Origin of the sequence: Aromatoleum sp. (genome assembly GCF_036675785.1) — a bacterium.
Lineage (GTDB): Bacteria > Pseudomonadota > Gammaproteobacteria > Burkholderiales > Rhodocyclaceae > Aromatoleum.
On sequence record NZ_JAKFEF010000013.1, the window covers coordinates 1 to 15,271 of the forward strand.

At 69.2% G+C, this 15,271-nt stretch carries 13 protein-coding genes; 5 read left to right on the forward strand and 8 right to left on the reverse strand.

What is annotated here, in order from left to right; all coding sequences use genetic code 11:
• The 5 genes from V6M37_RS02975 to V6M37_RS02995 all read right to left on the reverse strand — a co-directional run.
• On the reverse strand, positions 1-1,390 hold a 1,390-nt coding region (locus V6M37_RS02975), incomplete at its 3' end, for an FHA domain-containing protein (protein ID WP_332670941.1).
• An 89-nt stretch (positions 1,391-1,479) separates the two neighbouring features.
• The gene (locus V6M37_RS02980; RefSeq protein ID WP_332670942.1) at positions 1,480-2,970 is read right to left on the reverse strand and encodes an efflux transporter outer membrane subunit; all 1,491 of its coding nucleotides are present in this window, start codon (positions 2,968-2,970) and stop codon (positions 1,480-1,482) included.
• A gap of 28 nt (positions 2,971-2,998) precedes the next feature.
• Positions 2,999-4,924, reverse strand: a complete 1,926-nt coding sequence (locus V6M37_RS02985) for an HD domain-containing phosphohydrolase (RefSeq protein WP_332670944.1) — start codon at positions 4,922-4,924, stop codon at positions 2,999-3,001.
• A 185-nt stretch (positions 4,925-5,109) separates the two neighbouring features.
• Positions 5,110-5,403 carry a hypothetical protein gene (locus V6M37_RS02990; protein WP_332670946.1) on the reverse strand — a complete coding sequence of 98 codons (294 nt, stop codon included), beginning with the start codon at positions 5,401-5,403 and terminating at the stop codon, positions 5,110-5,112.
• 71 nt (positions 5,404-5,474) lie between these two features.
• On the reverse strand, positions 5,475-5,762 hold the full coding sequence (locus V6M37_RS02995; RefSeq protein WP_332670948.1) for a hypothetical protein: 288 nt from the start codon (positions 5,760-5,762) through the stop codon (positions 5,475-5,477).
• Between the two features lie 563 nt (positions 5,763-6,325).
• On the opposite strand from V6M37_RS02995, the gene V6M37_RS03000 reads away from it, so the two are divergent.
• Entirely contained in the window at positions 6,326-8,365 is a 2,040-nt protein-coding gene (locus tag V6M37_RS03000; RefSeq protein WP_332670949.1) for a serine/threonine protein kinase, read from the forward strand.
• A gap of 11 nt (positions 8,366-8,376) precedes the next feature.
• Here the strand turns inward: V6M37_RS03000 and V6M37_RS03005 are convergent, their stop codons facing one another.
• Positions 8,377-10,275, reverse strand: coding sequence for an SUMF1/EgtB/PvdO family nonheme iron enzyme (locus V6M37_RS03005; protein ID WP_332670950.1), 1,899 nt, complete (start codon positions 10,273-10,275; stop codon positions 8,377-8,379).
• A 313-nt stretch (positions 10,276-10,588) separates the two neighbouring features.
• On the opposite strand from V6M37_RS03005, the gene V6M37_RS03010 reads away from it, so the two are divergent.
• The 3 genes from V6M37_RS03010 (at position 10,589) to V6M37_RS03020 (ending at position 12,316) form a co-directional block, all read left to right on the forward strand.
• Positions 10,589-11,005 carry a DUF4399 domain-containing protein gene (locus tag V6M37_RS03010; RefSeq protein WP_332670952.1) on the forward strand — a complete coding sequence of 139 codons (417 nt, stop codon included), beginning with the start codon at positions 10,589-10,591 and terminating at the stop codon, positions 11,003-11,005.
• A gap of 55 nt (positions 11,006-11,060) precedes the next feature.
• Positions 11,061-11,495, forward strand: a complete 435-nt coding sequence (locus V6M37_RS03015) for a DUF4399 domain-containing protein (protein ID WP_332670953.1) — start codon at positions 11,061-11,063, stop codon at positions 11,493-11,495.
• Between the two features lie 230 nt (positions 11,496-11,725).
• Positions 11,726-12,316, forward strand: coding sequence for a hemerythrin domain-containing protein (locus tag V6M37_RS03020; RefSeq protein WP_332670955.1), 591 nt, complete (start codon positions 11,726-11,728; stop codon positions 12,314-12,316).
• Positions 12,317-12,393: 77 nt separating this feature from the next.
• Here the strand turns inward: V6M37_RS03020 and V6M37_RS03025 are convergent, their stop codons facing one another.
• Both V6M37_RS03025 and V6M37_RS03030 read right to left on the reverse strand, forming a co-directional pair.
• Positions 12,394-12,942, reverse strand: coding sequence for a hypothetical protein (locus tag V6M37_RS03025; protein ID WP_332670957.1), 549 nt, complete (start codon positions 12,940-12,942; stop codon positions 12,394-12,396).
• Between the two features lie 11 nt (positions 12,943-12,953).
• Positions 12,954-14,123, reverse strand: coding sequence for a zinc-dependent alcohol dehydrogenase (locus V6M37_RS03030; RefSeq protein ID WP_332670958.1), 1,170 nt, complete (start codon positions 14,121-14,123; stop codon positions 12,954-12,956).
• Positions 14,124-14,318: 195 nt separating this feature from the next.
• Between V6M37_RS03030 and V6M37_RS03035 the strand changes: the two genes are divergently transcribed.
• On the forward strand, positions 14,319-15,257 hold the full coding sequence (locus V6M37_RS03035) for a YihY/virulence factor BrkB family protein (RefSeq protein WP_332670959.1): 939 nt from the start codon (positions 14,319-14,321) through the stop codon (positions 15,255-15,257).
• Positions 15,258-15,271 lie beyond the last annotated feature (14 nt).

The following is a 15,271-nucleotide window of genomic DNA, read 5'->3' on the forward strand; positions in this document are numbered from 1 at the left end:
CGTAGATGTCGATCGGCGCGTCCGGCCCGCCGCGTTCGGCGACGAAGCGCTCGATGTCGGCCACCCAGTCGAGTTCGCCGAGCAGCGCCTGCGCCTCCGCGTTGTGCGGCACCCGCGCTTTCATGTCGGCGAGCAAAGCGGCGGCGACGTCGAACTTGCCGTCTTCGATGTCGCCGATCCACTCCGGCAGCTTCGCCTTCAGGATCGCGTCCGCGCCGATCGTCTTTGCCCCGGCGTCGTCCGGATCGCTTGCGAGCTGCGCGTCGGCGACGGTGGCCGCGCGCGCATAGTCGCCGTCGGCGACCAGCGCCTCGAGCTCGCGCTCGTCGTTGCCGGCGAACCGCAGCCCGACGGCGGCCGCGGCGACCAGCGCGAGAACCGGCACGCCCCACTTCAGCGCGCGACGGCCGGCGCGACGGTCGTCGCCGGCGAACGCCCGGCCGAATTCGCGTGCGAACACGGTGGCGCGGCGCTGGCGCTGCGGCGCGGGGCGGGCCGCGTCGTCGCCCTTTGCCGCCGACTCGGCCGGCGCTTCGTCCGCGGGCGGCGGCGCGAGACAGAAGATGTCGAGGAAGGAGTCCGGCGCCGCGACGAAGGTCGTCTTGTCGGCGTTGCCGGCATCCGCGGCCGGCGCGGGCGGGCGAAAGCGCGTCAGCGTCGGCTCGGTCTCGACTTCGCGCTGCAGAGCGACCTTGTAGACGAAGTGGCTGCCGCCGAACGCGAGCACATCGCCGTCGTGCAGCTCGACCGCGCGCTCGTCGAGCCGCGTGCCGCCGACGAAAGTCCCGTTCGTGCTGCCGAGGTCCTCGACGAACGGCACGTCGTCCTTCAGGAAGATGTGCGCATGGCGCCGCGACACGTAGGTCACCTGGTGCGGATAGGCGTCCTTGTAACGCGCGAAGACGTCGTCGATCTTGCCGACGAGGAACGGGAAGCGCGTGATGACGATCGGTTCGAGCAGCAGGTCGTCGCGCTCGGGCGTGAGCGTCAGGCTCAGCAACGTGCCGGCCTTGCGCGCCGTCCGCGCGCGCGGCAGCAGCTTGACGCGGTACGTCAACAGGTCGCCGAAGCGCAGTTCGTCGCGCTCGTGCAGCCGGCGCGCGCTCTCGGCGACCGCCGCGCCATTGACCTTCGTGCCGTTCTTGCTGCCGAGGTCGGCGACGTACAGCTCGCCCCCTTCCCAGAAGATCCGCGCGTGCCGGCGCGACAGCGCCGCGACGACGTCCTTGTCGTACGACGCGAACGGCAACTCGTTGCGCCCGACCGCGAACGGCGTCGCGTCGATCAGGATGTCGCCGAATTCGGGGTGCGACACCGCGCGCAGGAGCACCGAAGTCTCCCGGCCCGCCGCAGCGCTCGCTTCGGCGATGAACGCGCCGTCATCGGTCATGTTCGGATACCGTCATGCACGCCTCGTTCCGCTGCTCGTCAACGATCGGCCCGCGCCGCGCCCTTCGACGCGACCCGCGGCTCGCGCGCTCATCGCGGCGCGTTCGCGACCTCGACGACGGGCCAGCCGCCGCCGAGCGCCTTGTACAGCGTCACCGTGTCGGCGAGGATCTGCTGGTGGTTCGCGAGCAGCGCGAGCTGCGCCGACAACAGCGAACGCTCGGTCTCGAACACTTCGAGCTGCGACACGACGCCTTCGCGCACCTGCGCGGCGATCTGCTCCGCGACGACCTGCAACTGCTCGATCTGCTGCTGCAACTCGAGGCGCTGCTGCTTGTGCGCGTCGAGATTCGTCAGCGCGTTCTCGACTTCCTCGAACGCGCCGATCACGGTGCGCTGGTATTCGTGCTCGAAGACTTTCGTCTGCGCCTCGCTCGTCTTCAGCCGCGCCTTGATGCCCGGGTCGAACGCCGGGATGTTGATGCTCGGCAGGAAGCCGAACGTGAAGGACTTCAGCAGGTCGCCGAGCGCGAAGCTCGACGTGCCGGCGCGGCCGGTCAGGCTGATCGACGGCAGCTGCGCGAGCTTCGCCTGCCCGACGAGGTCGTACGCTTCGAGCACGCGGAATTCGGCGGCGACGATGTCGGGCCGCCGGCCGAGGAGTTCCGACGGCAGCCCGGCCGGCACCGCCGGCAACAGGACGCGGTCCTGCAGGTGGCCCGGAGGTACCGTGAATTCGCCGGCCGGCACGCCGAGCAGCGTCGCGAGCGCGTGGCCCGCGAGCTCGCGAGCGCGGCGCAGCTCGATCAGGTCGTGCGTCAGCCGGTTGTTCTCGGCGCTCTGGCGCAGCACCTGCGTCTTCGGGATCAGCCCCTGGCCGTGCATCGCGGTGTAGGTGTCGAGGATCAGCCGGCTGCGCTCGAGCGCGCGCTGCTGGCGGTCGATCTGCTCGTCGAGCTGGAGGATCTGGAAGTAGGTCGACGACACATCGGACACCAGCGCGAGATAGCCCGCGCGCCAGTCGGCCTCGGTCGCGCGGTATTCGGCGGTCTGCGCCTCGACGCCCTTCTCGACCTTGCCCCAGACGTCGACCTCCCAGTTCACCTGCGTGCCGAGGTTGAACGTCTTCGAGAATTTCTCGCCGGTGGTCTTCTCGAAGCTCGCGCCCGCGCCGATGTCGAGCGTCGGCAGCGCGCCGGCGCGCGCCTCGTCGATCTGTGCGTTCGCAACCTGGATGCGCGCGGCGAGGATCTTGACGTCGAAGTTGCCGGCGATCGCGCGGTCGACGAGCCCGTCGAGGTAGGGGTCGCCGAACGCGCGCCACCAGTCCGGCGCGATCGTGTCCGCGGCAAACACCGCCGGGCGAGACCACGCTGTCTTCTCGGGCGTCTCGGGCCGCGCGTGCTCGGGCACGTCGACCAGCCCGGCGCAGCCGGCGAGCAGCGTCGCCGCGAGGCCGGCGAGCGCCAAGCGGACCGTGCGCGACGGCGCGCACCCGCCCCGGTAGCCGTCGCTCCCGGCGTTCCGCGGCACGGGGGCGCGGCGTTGCAGGACGGACGGGAGGGTCGGTTGGCGCAGCATCGTTCGCTCCGGGGTCAGGTGCAAGGCGTCAGGCCGCGGCCCACGCCTTCGATTCGACGAACACGCGGAACAGCCGGGGGTCGAGGTGCCCCGCGCGGCACTCCGCGTCGAGGAGGTCGAGCGCCGCTTCGAGCGACACCGCCTTCTTGTACGGCCGGTCGCCGGCGGTCAGCGCGTCGTAGATGTCGCAGATGGTAAGGATCCGCGTCTGGACGCAGATCTGCGCGCCGCGCAACCCCGTCGGGTAACCCGAACCGTCGAGCTTTTCGTGGTGGCCGTGCGCGATCGCGGGCACGCCGGCGAGGTCGCGCGTCCACGGGATCAGGATCAGGAACGAATACGAGTCCGCGACGTGCGCCTCGATCTGCCTGCGCTCGTCGGCGGTCAGGCAGCCCTTCGCGACGCTGAGCGCCAGGAACTCTTCGGCGTCGAGCAGCGGCACGCGGCCGCCCGCCGCGTCCTCGAAGCGGTAGTCGAGGATCGCGTCGAGCTCGGGCAGGCGCTCGGTCCGCGAAATCGCCGGCTCGTTCGCGCGGCGGATCGTCGCGAGGAAGCCGTCGAGCCGCGCGAACTCGTCGCGCAGCCGCTCGTCGAGGCGCCGCTTTTCGTCGCGGAACGCCGCGAGGTCGAGCCCGTGTTCGCAGTGCCGCTCGGCGAGCGCGCGGTACGCCTGCCGTTCGAGGCTCGCGCACGCGTATTCGAAGCGCTGCTCGAGCCGCCGCATCTCGGCGTGGTGCAGCTTCTTCTCCTTGCGCAGCACGTGCTCGCGCACGCCGACTTTGCCGAAATCGTGCAGCAGCGCGGCGTAGCGGATCTCGCGCAACTGCTCGCCGGTGAAGCGGACCGCGCGCAGCTCGGAGCCATCGGCGCGATCGACGGCTTTTGCGAGGTTTTCGGCGTAGCTCGCGACGCGGAACGAGTGCCCCGCGGTCACCGGGTCGCGCTCCTCGATCGCCTGCACGGACGCGCGGACGAAGCCGTCGAGGAGGCGCTCGATGTCGGAGTAGAGCTGGAAGTTCTTCAGCGCGACGGCCATCTCGGCGCACACGCCGGTGAGCATCTCGAGGTCCGGCCCCTTGAACGCGTAGGGGTCCGACGACGTGTCGACCTGGACCAGGCCGAGCACGTCGCCTTCGAGCAGCAGCGGCACGCACATCACGCTGCGGATCGCCTGCGCGATGATCGATTCCTGGCGGCCGAAACGCCGATCGGCGAGGGTGTCGACGGAAAGGATAGACAGCTTCCTGTTCAGCACCTCGTCGACGATCGTGCGCGAGATCCGCACCGACGCCGGGTCCTCGATGGTGCCGTCGCGCCGCCGCGCGGCGACCGGAACCGGCGCTTCGCCGTCGTTCTTCGCGAGCAGGATGAACGCGCGCTCGGCGAGCGGGAACAGCTCGAAGATCAGGTTCATGATCTTCTCGATCAGCGTCGCGGAATCCGTCACCGCGCCGAGCGCGATGCCGACCTGCGCCATCGCGTGCAGCTTGCGGATCGTGACCTCCGGGTCGCCTTCGCCGTCATCGGCCGGCGTCTCCAGCGGACGCGCGTATTGCGTCGCGTCGACGGTCTGCTTGATCACCGTCGGCTGGCTTTCGCGGACCGGGACGAGCAGCGAATGGAACACGAGCTGCGCGGACGACACCGACACTTCGTCGCTGTCGTGCAGCGGATGCCACGTGCCCGGCGTCAGCCGTTCGCCGCCGACGAAGGTGCCGTTGAACGAATGCAGGTCCTCGATGAAATACTCGGCGCCGGAGAGGCACACGCGCGCGTGGCGGCGGCTGACGGTGTGGTCCGGAATGCACAGAAAGCGGTCGGACGCGAGCGAGTCCTGCGCTTCCCGGCCGATGACCACTTCATCGTGCAGCGGGAACACCTTGCCGCTCCCCGTCACTTCGAGATAGGCCGTTACCGGGCCATCGGATTCGGGAATGATCGCCGTGTTTCGCATTCCCCGTCCTCCCGCTTCCGCCGGACCCGCAGGTCCACCGAAATTCGACCGGGGCCGGGACACGCGGTTCCGGCGGTCCGTGTCGCTCGGCAGCTTTCCAACGGTTCGCATCGTCGCGGACGGCATCGGCGGGGGGAGGTCGGGACAGGGGCAGGCGGAAAGCCGCCGCCCCTGCGGTCGCTTCGTCAGAACGTCACGTTGTTCGTGATGTCTGCGTGCTGCGTCGCGGTGACCGGCACCGACGGCGACGCCATGCCGCCGAGCACGGCGACGTTGGTGTTGACGTTCGTTGCGACTTGCTGGCCCTGGTTGATCTGCTGGACCGCATCGAACGAGAAGTTCTTCACGGAGCTGTCGGAGGAGCCGTACCACGGGTACAGGCCGTAGTGCGCCATCTTCATGCCACCGCGCACATCGCTCATCGCATCGCGGCCCAATTCTTCGGTGATCGAAAGGTCGGTGATCGTCAGTGTGGTCATTGCAGTTCTCCTGGAGGAATTTGGAATCGTCGGGCGGTGCGGAGGCGCCCGGCCTCCGCGCCCGAGGGAAATCAGAAGGTAACGTTGTTGGTGATGTCGGCGTGCTGCGTCGCAGTAACCGGCACCGACGGCGACGCCATGCCGCCGAGCACCGCGACGTTCTTGTTGACGTCCGTCACGACCTGCTGTCCTTGGTCGATCTGCTGGGCGGCATCGAACGAGAAGTTCTTCACGGAGCTGTCGGAGTAGCCATACCACGGGTAGTAATGCGCGAGCTTCATGCCGCCGCGCACTTCGCTCATCGCGTCGTGGCCCAGCTCTTCGGTGATCGAAAGGTCCTTGATCGTCAGCGTTTTCATCTCGGTTCTCCTGGTACGTCGTTTGGGTTGGGGGTCTGATTCGAGCACTTCGGTGCGCTCGACAGTCCTATCGCAGAGAGCGTGCCAGAGCGCGGAGGGTCGCTCTGCAAACACCGTATGCACTTGATTTTTATTGACTTTAATTCTGATCGCACCGAATTCAGGACGCGACGGCCGGAGGCAAGGGCGACTGCGTTGGTGGGCAACGCCGAACATCTTGCGGTACTCCTGTCCGCAAAATGCAAACACCTCTTCCGCCCACGTGTGCACCAGCCGCCGTCCGGCCCCCGCGTCCGGTCCGCCACCGCGCTCGGCCGGCTCCGCCCGGCTCCGCACTTCCGGTCGCTTTCCGCGCCGCGGCCAAGCCGTTCGAGATGGACTATATTTTTCTTGAACCCCGATTGAGGAATCCATGCTGGTGACGCCGCGGTTGCTCCCTTCGTCCGACTTCACGCCGCGACGCACATATCGTCCGACTCCCGCGCTCGCCCGGCTCGTCCTCGTCATCCGCAGCGAACGAGAGTCCGAGCCCGGGAGATTCCAGGCCGGCTGAGGGGAAGCGCATGGCGAGCCTTTCACACGCGCTGCATGCCTTTCAGGCCGGCGGTCTTTCTCCGAACGAGTTCTTCGCGCAGGTCGATCAGGCGCTTGCGGCCGAGCGCAGCGACTCGGCGCGCCTGCTCGAAATCCTCAGCGAAGAGCACACGAAAGTGCCGCTGCCGCCCGACGTCTATGCCGAAGTGCATCGCCGCATCGAGCACCTCGCGGGCCCCGGGCACGGCGAGAACGACGACCAGACGCGGATGCTGATCCGCGGGGCCACCCCGCCGGGCCCGGCGGCTACGCCGGGCGCCGCCGCCGAACCCGAACGCGTCAAGGGCGTCGGCGACACGGTCAACGGCCGCTTCTTGCTCGAGGAATGTCTCGGCTTCGGCGGGATGGGCACGGTGTACAAGGCGCTCGACCTGCGCAAGCTCGAAGCGTCCGACCGCAACCCGTACATCGCGATCAAGGTGCTGAACGTCCAGTTCCGCGGCCATCCGAAATCGCTGATCGCGCTGCAGCGCGAGGCGCGCAAGGCGCAGACGCTCGCGCATCCGAACATCGTCACCGTGTACGACTTCGACCGCGACGGCTCGATGGTCTATCTGACGATGGAGTACCTGTCGGGACAGCCGCTGAGCCGCCGGCTGCGCGCGCCCGATTTCCACGGTCTGGCGTATCCGGAGGCGCTGCCGATCATCGTCGGCATGGGCAACGCGCTGTCGTACGCGCACGAGCGCGGCTTCGTCCATTGCGACTTCAAGCCGGCGAACGTCTTCGTCACCGACAAGGGCCAGGTCAAGATCATCGACTTCGGCATCGCGCGCGTTTTCCGCCGCTCGGAAGAGGAAGCGGAAGCGACGGTGTTCGACGCGGGCACGCTCGGCGGCCTCACGCCTGCGTACGCGAGCCCGGAAATCCTCGAACACCGCGAACCCGATCCGCGCGACGACATCTACGCGCTCGCGTGCATCACCTACCAGTTGCTGACCGGCGCGCATCCGTTCGGCCAGTTGCCGGCGACGCAGGCGCGCGCGGCCGCTCTCCGCCCGCAACGCCCGAAGAAGCTGCCGGCGCGGCAATGGCGGGCCTTGCGCAACGCACTCGCGTTCGAACGTGAAGCGCGCACCCCCACCGTCGCGCAGTTCCTCGCCGGCATGAACCCCGAGCGTCGCGTCACGACGCCGGCGGCAGCGGGGATCGTCGGGGTCGCCGCGGTCGCGCTCGTCGCGCTCGCGCTGCTCTATCTCCGCGAACCGTCCGGCACGCTCGGCCCTGGCTCGGCACCGCCTGCGGTCGTCCCCGAGGAGGACGTCCCGCCCGTCGAAGCCCCGTCCGCGACGGCCGAACCTCCCGCCGCCGCAGAGCCGCCCGAACCCCCGCCGCTGTCGCTCGCCGCCGTCACACCGGTGCTCGCGGGCGTGCCGTGCTCCGCCTTCACCGCGTCGGTCGACGGCACGACCTTGAACGTGCAGGGCTATCTTCCCGGCAGTTTCGGCGTCCCGCGACTGCGTGACGCGCTCGGCGCGATTCCCGGCGTCGCAACGCTGAAGACCGACGTGCAGACGGTCACCGACGAGAAATGCCCGATCCTCGAGACCTTCGGCCGCTACTGGGCGGCGAACCAGCAGGCGGGCGGCGAGGCGTCGGTGCGCATGGACGCAAACCGCCGCGAACTGACCGAAGGCGATCGCCTCGTCATCGACGTGACGACGCCCGCGTACGAGTCCTACGTGAACGTCGACTACTACGTGCTCGACGGCAACGTCGCCCACCTCGTGCCGAGCCCGCGCGCGACGGCGAACCGTGCGCCGCCGCGCTACTCGGCCGAGATCGGCACGCTCGCTCAATGGACGATCTCGAAGCCTTTCGGCACCGAGCTGATCGTGCTGGTGACGACGCCGGAGCCGCTGTTCGACACGCTGCGGCCCGAGTACGAAGCGCGCCCGGACTACCTGCGCGCGGTGGAGGAGCGGCTGCAGCAGATCGCCGAAAAACACGGCGCGGACAAGATCCGCGCCGATTTCGTGCAGATCACGACGCGGGCGCGCGGAGGCTGAACGCCCGGTGCCTAGTCCATGTCGCGCGCGACGCGGAAGCCGTTCTGCGAGTGGCGCACGCTGGCGTCGTACTTGAAGCGCGTCGACGCCAGCATGTAGTCGGCCCCTTCGCGCCATGAGCCGCCGCGGATGACGCGGGCGCGGCAGTTCGCCTCGTCCCACGCGCGCCCGTCGTCCGGCGCGCCCTTGTACGTGCTGTGCCAACAGTCGGCGACCCACTCCCAGACGCTGCCGTTCAGGTCATACAGCCCGTAAGGATTCGGCGCGAACGAGCCGACGTTCGCCGGCCCGTCCTGGTTCCACGGTTCGCCGCAGTCCTTGCAGTTCGCCTTGCCGGGCGCCATCTGCGCGCCCCACCAGTAACGGGTCGCGGTGCCGCCGCGGACTGCGTACTCCCACTCGGCCTCGGTCGGCAGCCGGTAGGACTTGCCGGTCGTCTTGCTCAGCCACTGGACGTACTGCCGCGCGTCGTTCCAGCTCAGGTCACGCGCCGGCGCGTTCTTCATCGCGGCGTCGTCGCCCGCGAGCTTCGCGCACGCGGCCGCGGCGACACACGCGGCCCACTGCTCGTTCGTGACCTCGTACTTGCCGATCGCGAACGGGCGCCCGATCGTGACGCGGTGCGCCGGCCGCTCCGACGGATCGTCGGTGTTGCTGCCCATGCCGAACTCGCCGCGCGGCAACTCGACCAGCGCGGGACAGGCCGGGCAGTCCTTGATTTCCTTCAGCTGCGACGGGGCCGCGGGTTTCGCCGCCTGTGGCGCGGGAGCCGGAGACGCACGCTCGGGCACGGCGGGTGTCCGCGGCGCGGCTGCGGGCGCCGCAGGCTTCGCCGGCGTCTCCGCTTTCGGCGCTGCCGGCGCCTTCGCCGGCGTGTCGGTCTTCGGCGCGGCCGCGCGCAGGCGCTCGATGCGCGCGCGGGCGAGCGCCGCGAAGCGACCGTTCGGATACACCTTCAGGTAAGCCTCGTAATCGCTCGCGTGCTCGCTGTCCTTGATCGAGTCCCAGAACGCGAGCTCGTACTGTTCGGCGCTGTCCTTCGGCAGGATGCCCCGGGTCCGCGTGCCGTCGGGAACGTTTTCCGCTACGACCGCCGCGAGCGGCGCCGGCAGCGCAAGCCCGCTCGAGGCGCTGCCGGCCAGCACAAATTCCGCCGTCAGGGACGACGAGATCCGCGGTGTCTGCGCGCCCGCGGTGTCGCGCGCGACGGTCGCTGCGGCCCGCCGCAGCGCGTGCTCGATGCCCGCTCCGGGCACGGCGACGGTGCGCAGCAACGCATCGGTGAATGTCCCCGCCGTCACGCCGTCCGCGGCGAGCCCGCCGGGCGCCGCCGCATAGGCGACGAGCGTGTCGTCGGGCAGCGCTTCGGCCGCGTCGGACAGCGCACCGGCGAACGGACTGTTCCGACAAGTGTCGAGGATCACGAGATTTAGCCGGCGCGGCCGGGGCGCCGCCATGCCGTCGAGCACATCCCGCAGCGCGACCCCCTTCGCGACGAGGCCCGCCGGGGCGCGGCGGTCGGCGTCGACCGGCGCGAGGAGCGTCTCGTCATGGACGCGGAATCCATGCCCGGCGAAATAGAAGAGGCCGACCCCGCCCGCCCGCAGCTGCGCGTGGAAGTCGGCGATCGCCCGTTTCATCTGCCGCGCGTCGAGATCGACATGCGTGACGACCTCGAAGCCGAGCGAACGCAAGGTCCGGCTGACCGCGTCCGCATCCTCGACCGGCGTCACGAGCGGATCGCCCGCGTAGCGCGCGTTGCCGATGACCAGCGCAACACGCCGTGACGCGGCGTGGGCGTCGAGCGCGACCGCCGGGGATTCGTCCGGTTCGGCCGTCCCGAACCCCGCTTCGACTGCGCCGGAAACGAACGTCGCGCATGCGCCAACGATGAGCAGTTCTCGCCACACGTCCAGACCTCGCTTGTCTTGTCGTTGAGGATGTCGCCGGCGGCGGAAAACGGGGAATTCTCCGCCGCTGCAAATCGATTCAGTACGCCACCGGCACGGAGTTCGCGCGGAGGGAGACAGGTTCGCGGCCGGGCCCCGGCGGCGGGGCGGCGGTCGAAGTCTGGCCCGGAATCAGGCCTGTTTCTCGGTTCATTATATGTATCTTTCCCGCGACTTCCGTCCTAATCTTGGTTAGGCAATCGGTTTGAACCGGACGCGAAGCAGTCCTGCGCGGCCGGATTCGCCGGACATTTCTCTGGGAGGATTGCCCAGCATGTTCAGGGAAATCGCGCTCGCCGCGCTGGCGGCAGCAAACCTGGCGTCCGCCTCGGCCGCCGGAACTCCCTCTCCGGAGAACGCCGAGGCGTACATCATCTGGCCGCCGGACGGCGCCGTGATTGGGGGCGGCAAGCTGTGGGTGCGCATGGGACTGCGCAACATGGGCGTCTGCCCGAAAGGCGTTGAACTGCCCAACGTCGGCCATCATCACCTGCTGATCGACACCGAGCTGAACACCGACCGGCAGATCCCGTCCGACCGGAACCACCTGCACTTCGGCGCCGGCGAGACCGAAGCGCGCATCGAGCTTCCGCCCGGCAAGCACACGCTGCAGATGCTCCTCGGCGACCACAACCATACGCCGCACGATCCGCCGGTGTTTTCGCAGAAGATCACGATCACGGTGCCCTGACGGGCGCCCCCTGCCGCGTCTCGCCGTCACGAGCGAACGAACCGGGAGCGAATCGATGGACAAGCGCCTCCACATGCCCTTCGTTGCCGCCGCAGCGGTGCTGCTGTTCGCCGGCGCCGCCGTCGCCGGCCCGACCGAGGCGCCGCACGACGCCCATCTGTACATCGGGTGGCCGAACGACGGGCAGGTCCTGCCGGCCGGCAAACCATTCCGGGTCTGGTTCGGCCTGCGCAACATGGGCGTCGCGCCGAAGGACGTCAAATTCCCGAACACTGGCCACCATCACCTGCTGGTCGACACCGACCTGCCGCCGGCCGACCAGGAGATCCCGTCCGACCGCAGTCACCTTCATTTCGGCGCCGGCGAGACCGAGACGATGCTCGAACTGCCGCCCGGCCGGCATACGCTGCAGTTGCTGATGGGCGACGACAAGCACATCCCGCACAACCCGCCGATTTCGTCGAGGAAGATCACGATCACGGTCCGGTGACCGGGCCGGCGACAAAAGGGGCCGGTTCCGATATCTACAAGCCGGCTGTAAGACTTACCGGAGCGGAATGTGCCGTCGGCATCGCGGGCGAAGCCGCCGCCGGCGCGAGGCGCCTCCCCTTGCGCGCTCGTGCCCGCCCGATGCGCTGGCTTGAGGGCGGTCCGGCAATGCCGCCACCGGGAACGGCGATTGCGGACTCGCAGGCCCCCCGAACCGACCGGAGAGAGACGATGAACCCGCTCATGCGCAAGCTCGCGCCGACCGCGACGCACCAGATCCGCACCGACCACACGCACGTGCTGTCGATCTTCCATCAATACGAGACGGACACCGCGCCACAGACGAAGAAGGCGCTCGTCAACAGCGCCTGCCTGTCGCTCGAAATCCACGCGCAACTCGAAGAGGAGATCTTCTACCCGGCGATGCGCCAGGCGATGGCCGAAGGTGGCACGGTCGACAAGGCGGTCAGCGAGCACGAGGAGCACCGCCGCCTGATCGCGCAACTGCGCATGATGGAGCCGACCGACATGGATTACGACGAGACCTTCATGACGCTGATGCGCGACGTGCTGCGTCACGTCGCGGAGGAAGAGACGATCCTGCTGCCGAAAGCCGAGCGCCTGCTCGGCAGCCACCTCGCGGATCTCGGCGGCGAGATGATGAAGCGCCGCCTCGAACTGGCCACGCCGCATGCGGGCGAGATCGCGATGAACGGCGTCCGCACGATGCACACGTCGACGCTGCTGATGACGACCGGCGCCGTCGCCGCCGGCGCCTACCTCGTCAAGAAGGTGTTCGATCGCGGGCACCATCACGTGTGACGTGTGACGGCGCCGCCGAGCGCCGGATCGAAGGCCGCTGTCCCAACTGGGGCAGCGGCCTTTTCACTTGTCGCCGATCAGAGGATCGCCGCGGTCGGCGGCCACGGCGCGAGCAGCGCCGGCGTGGCCATGTCGGGCGGCATCTCGAAGTCCTTGAGCGCGGCGCCGCGCATCGCGTTCGGCGGCAGCGGCAGGCCGCGCCGGTCGCTGTAGTTGCGCAGCGGCGGCTTGCCGCGGCGCTCGATGCGGTCGATCGCGCTCGCGCAGCCGGCGTCGAGCATCGCCGCGCCGGCGATCGCCGCGAGCGCGAGGCTGCGGTTTCCGCGCCGGCCCGCGCGCGTTCCGACGGTCGCGAAATCGAGCGCGTCGCCGGCGACGCGCGCCCACAGCCACGGGCCGGGCCGACGCGCTGCGAGGATCCCGATGCCGGTGACGATCTCGCGCACGCCGCAGGCTCGGACCATCCCTTCCCGCCCGCGCAGTCCGGCTGCGCCCGCGAGCGTGCGCGGCATCAGCAATTCGGCAACGCCCACGCCGATGCTGAGCCAGCCGATGCCGCGGGCGGTCGCGCGCACGGCGCGTTGGCGGCGCCGCGCGGCGTTCGTTGCAGGCCTGTAGGCATTCATCGTCGCTCTCCTCATGGCTTCAGGACGACCTTGATGCAGCCGTCCTTCTTGTCGCGGAACGTCTTGTACATCTCGGGTCCGTCCTCGAGCGCGACGGTGTGCGTGACGACGAAGGACGGGTCGAGCTGCCCTTCCTCGATACGGCGCAGCAGGTCGTCCGTCCAGCGATTGACGTGCGTCTGGCCGGTGCGCAAGGTCAGCCCCTTGTTCATCAGCGCGCCGAACGGCAGCTTGTCGATCAGCCCGCCATAGACGCCCGGCACCGACAGCGTGCCGGCCGGGCGGCAGACGTAGATCATCTCGCGCAACACGTGCGGCCGGTCGGTTTCGAGCATGATCGCCTGCTTCGCGCGGTCGTACAGCGAGTCGAGCGAGCGCGTCGCGTGCGCCTCCATGCCGACCGCGTCGATGCATTTCTCCGGCCCCTTGCCGCCGGTCAGGTCGTTGAGCCGCTCGATGACGCTTTCGTGGTCGAAGTCGATCGTCGTCGCGCCGCCCGCCTCGGCCATGCCGAGACGCTCCGGCACGTTGTCGATCACGACGACCTGCTTCGCGCCGAGCAGCACCGCGGCGCGGATCGCGAACTGCCCGACCGGCCCCGCGCCCCAGATCGCGACCGTGTCGGTCGGCTGGATGTCACACTGCACCGCCGCCTGCCAGCCGGTCGGCAGGATGTCGCCGAGGAACAGCACCTGGTCGTCGGTCAGCCCGTTCGTGATCTTCACCGGCGCGACGTTGGCGTACGGCACGCGCACGTACTCGGCTTGGCCGCCGGCGTAGCCGCCCGTCAGGTGCGTGTAGCCGAAGAGCCCCGCCGTCGCGTGGCCGAACATCTTCTCGGCGAGCGCCTTGTTGCGGTTCGTGCGCTCGCAGACCGAGAAGTTGCCGCGCCGGCACTGCTCGCATTCGCCGCAGCAGATCGTGAATGGCACGACGACGCGGTCGCCCACCGCGAGGCGGTGATCGGCCGAACCGACCTCGACGACCTCGCCCATGAATTCGTGCCCGAGGATGTCCCCGGCCTCCATCCCCATCATGAATCCGTCGTACAGATGCAGGTCCGAGCCGCAGATCGCGCAGCTCGTGACCTTGACGATCGCATCGCGCGGATCCTCGATGCGAGGGTCGGGGACGTCGTCGCAGCGGACGTCCTTCTTGCCGTGCCAGCACAGTGCCTTCATCAGCGCAGCTCCTTCGGTTCCCGGGTTTTCCTGTCGCCGCTCCGGTCCGTCCGGCGGCCGGCGTGCGTCCGCAGCAAATGTCATTCCCATGGCGGCCGCGCTGGCACCCGGAAAAGCCGCGTGGAAGAATGCGCACGCAGGGCACGGCGGAGCGAAAAGTGCTTCGCACCGGGAGCCGCAATCGAGGACAGGTTCATGAAGAAGTTCTTTGGCTACTGGTTCGGCGTCCTGCGCAAGACCGTCGATTACTGGCTCGATAGCGACGCGTTCATCCACGCCGCGGCGCTCGCGTTCTTCACCGTGTTCTCGGTCGCGCCGGTCGTCATCATCGCCGTCAGCATTGTCGGCGCGGTGCTCGGCGAGGACGCGGCGCGCGGGGAGATCTCGCGCCAGCTGCAGCAGACGATCGGCCCGGAGGCGGCGCAGGCCGTCGAAACCGCGGTCGCGAGCAGCCGCATCGAGGCGAGCGGGCTGGTGCCGACGCTCGTCGGCATCGGCGCGATGCTCTTCGGCGCGACCGGGGTGTTCGCGCAGATGCAGCGCTCGCTGAACACGATCTGGGGCGTCATGGCGAAGCCGACGCGCAGCAGCATCTACCTGCTGGTGAAGGCGCGGCTGCTGTCGCTCGCGGTCGTGCTCGCGATCGGCTTCGTGCTGCTCGTGTCGCTGCTGCTCAGCGTGATCCTGAACGCGATCATCGCGTGGGCGCGCGAGTGGCTGCCGGTCCCGGCCCCGCTGCTGACGGGTGTTGAGACCATCACGTCGCTGACCGTCATCACGCTGCTGTTCGCGACGATCTTCCGCGTGCTGCCCGACGTGATCCTGCGCTGGAAGGACGTGATGCTCGGCGCGTTCGTGACCGCGGCGTTGTTCACGTTCGGGCGCTCGCTGATCGCGCTCTACCTCGCCGAAACGGCGCCCGCATCGGCCTACGGCGCGGCAGGCTCGCTCGTCCTGCTGCTGCTATGGGTCAATTATTCGTCGCTGATCCTGCTCTTCGGTGCCGCCTTCACGCGCGCCCACCGCGAATCCCACGGCCTGCCGGTCCGTCCGCGGAACACCGCGGTGCTCGTGCACACGGAGGTCGTCGAAGAGACGGACACCGGCCCGGCCGGCCGCCCTCCCCCTGACTAGCCTCGCGGAGCGGG

Bases quoted from the DNA above. Each gene is read 5' to 3' on its own strand.
- V6M37_RS02980 (WP_332670942.1), bottom strand. From the start codon at position 2,970: ATGCTGCGCCAACCGACCCTCCCGTCCGTCCTGCAACGCCGCGCCCCC.
- V6M37_RS02985 (WP_332670944.1), bottom strand. From the start codon at position 4,924: ATGCGAAACACGGCGATCATTCCCGAATCCGATGGCCCGGTAACGGCC.
- V6M37_RS02990 (WP_332670946.1), bottom strand. From the start codon at position 5,403: ATGACCACACTGACGATCACCGACCTTTCGATCACCGAAGAATTGGGC.
- V6M37_RS02995 (WP_332670948.1), bottom strand. From the start codon at position 5,762: ATGAAAACGCTGACGATCAAGGACCTTTCGATCACCGAAGAGCTGGGC.
- V6M37_RS03000 (WP_332670949.1), top strand. From the start codon at position 6,326: ATGGCGAGCCTTTCACACGCGCTGCATGCCTTTCAGGCCGGCGGTCTT.
- V6M37_RS03010 (WP_332670952.1), top strand. From the start codon at position 10,589: ATGTTCAGGGAAATCGCGCTCGCCGCGCTGGCGGCAGCAAACCTGGCG.
- V6M37_RS03015 (WP_332670953.1), top strand. From the start codon at position 11,061: ATGGACAAGCGCCTCCACATGCCCTTCGTTGCCGCCGCAGCGGTGCTG.
- V6M37_RS03020 (WP_332670955.1), top strand. From the start codon at position 11,726: ATGAACCCGCTCATGCGCAAGCTCGCGCCGACCGCGACGCACCAGATC.
- V6M37_RS03025 (WP_332670957.1), bottom strand. From the start codon at position 12,942: ATGAATGCCTACAGGCCTGCAACGAACGCCGCGCGGCGCCGCCAACGC.
- V6M37_RS03030 (WP_332670958.1), bottom strand. From the start codon at position 14,123: ATGAAGGCACTGTGCTGGCACGGCAAGAAGGACGTCCGCTGCGACGAC.
- V6M37_RS03035 (WP_332670959.1), top strand. From the start codon at position 14,319: ATGAAGAAGTTCTTTGGCTACTGGTTCGGCGTCCTGCGCAAGACCGTC.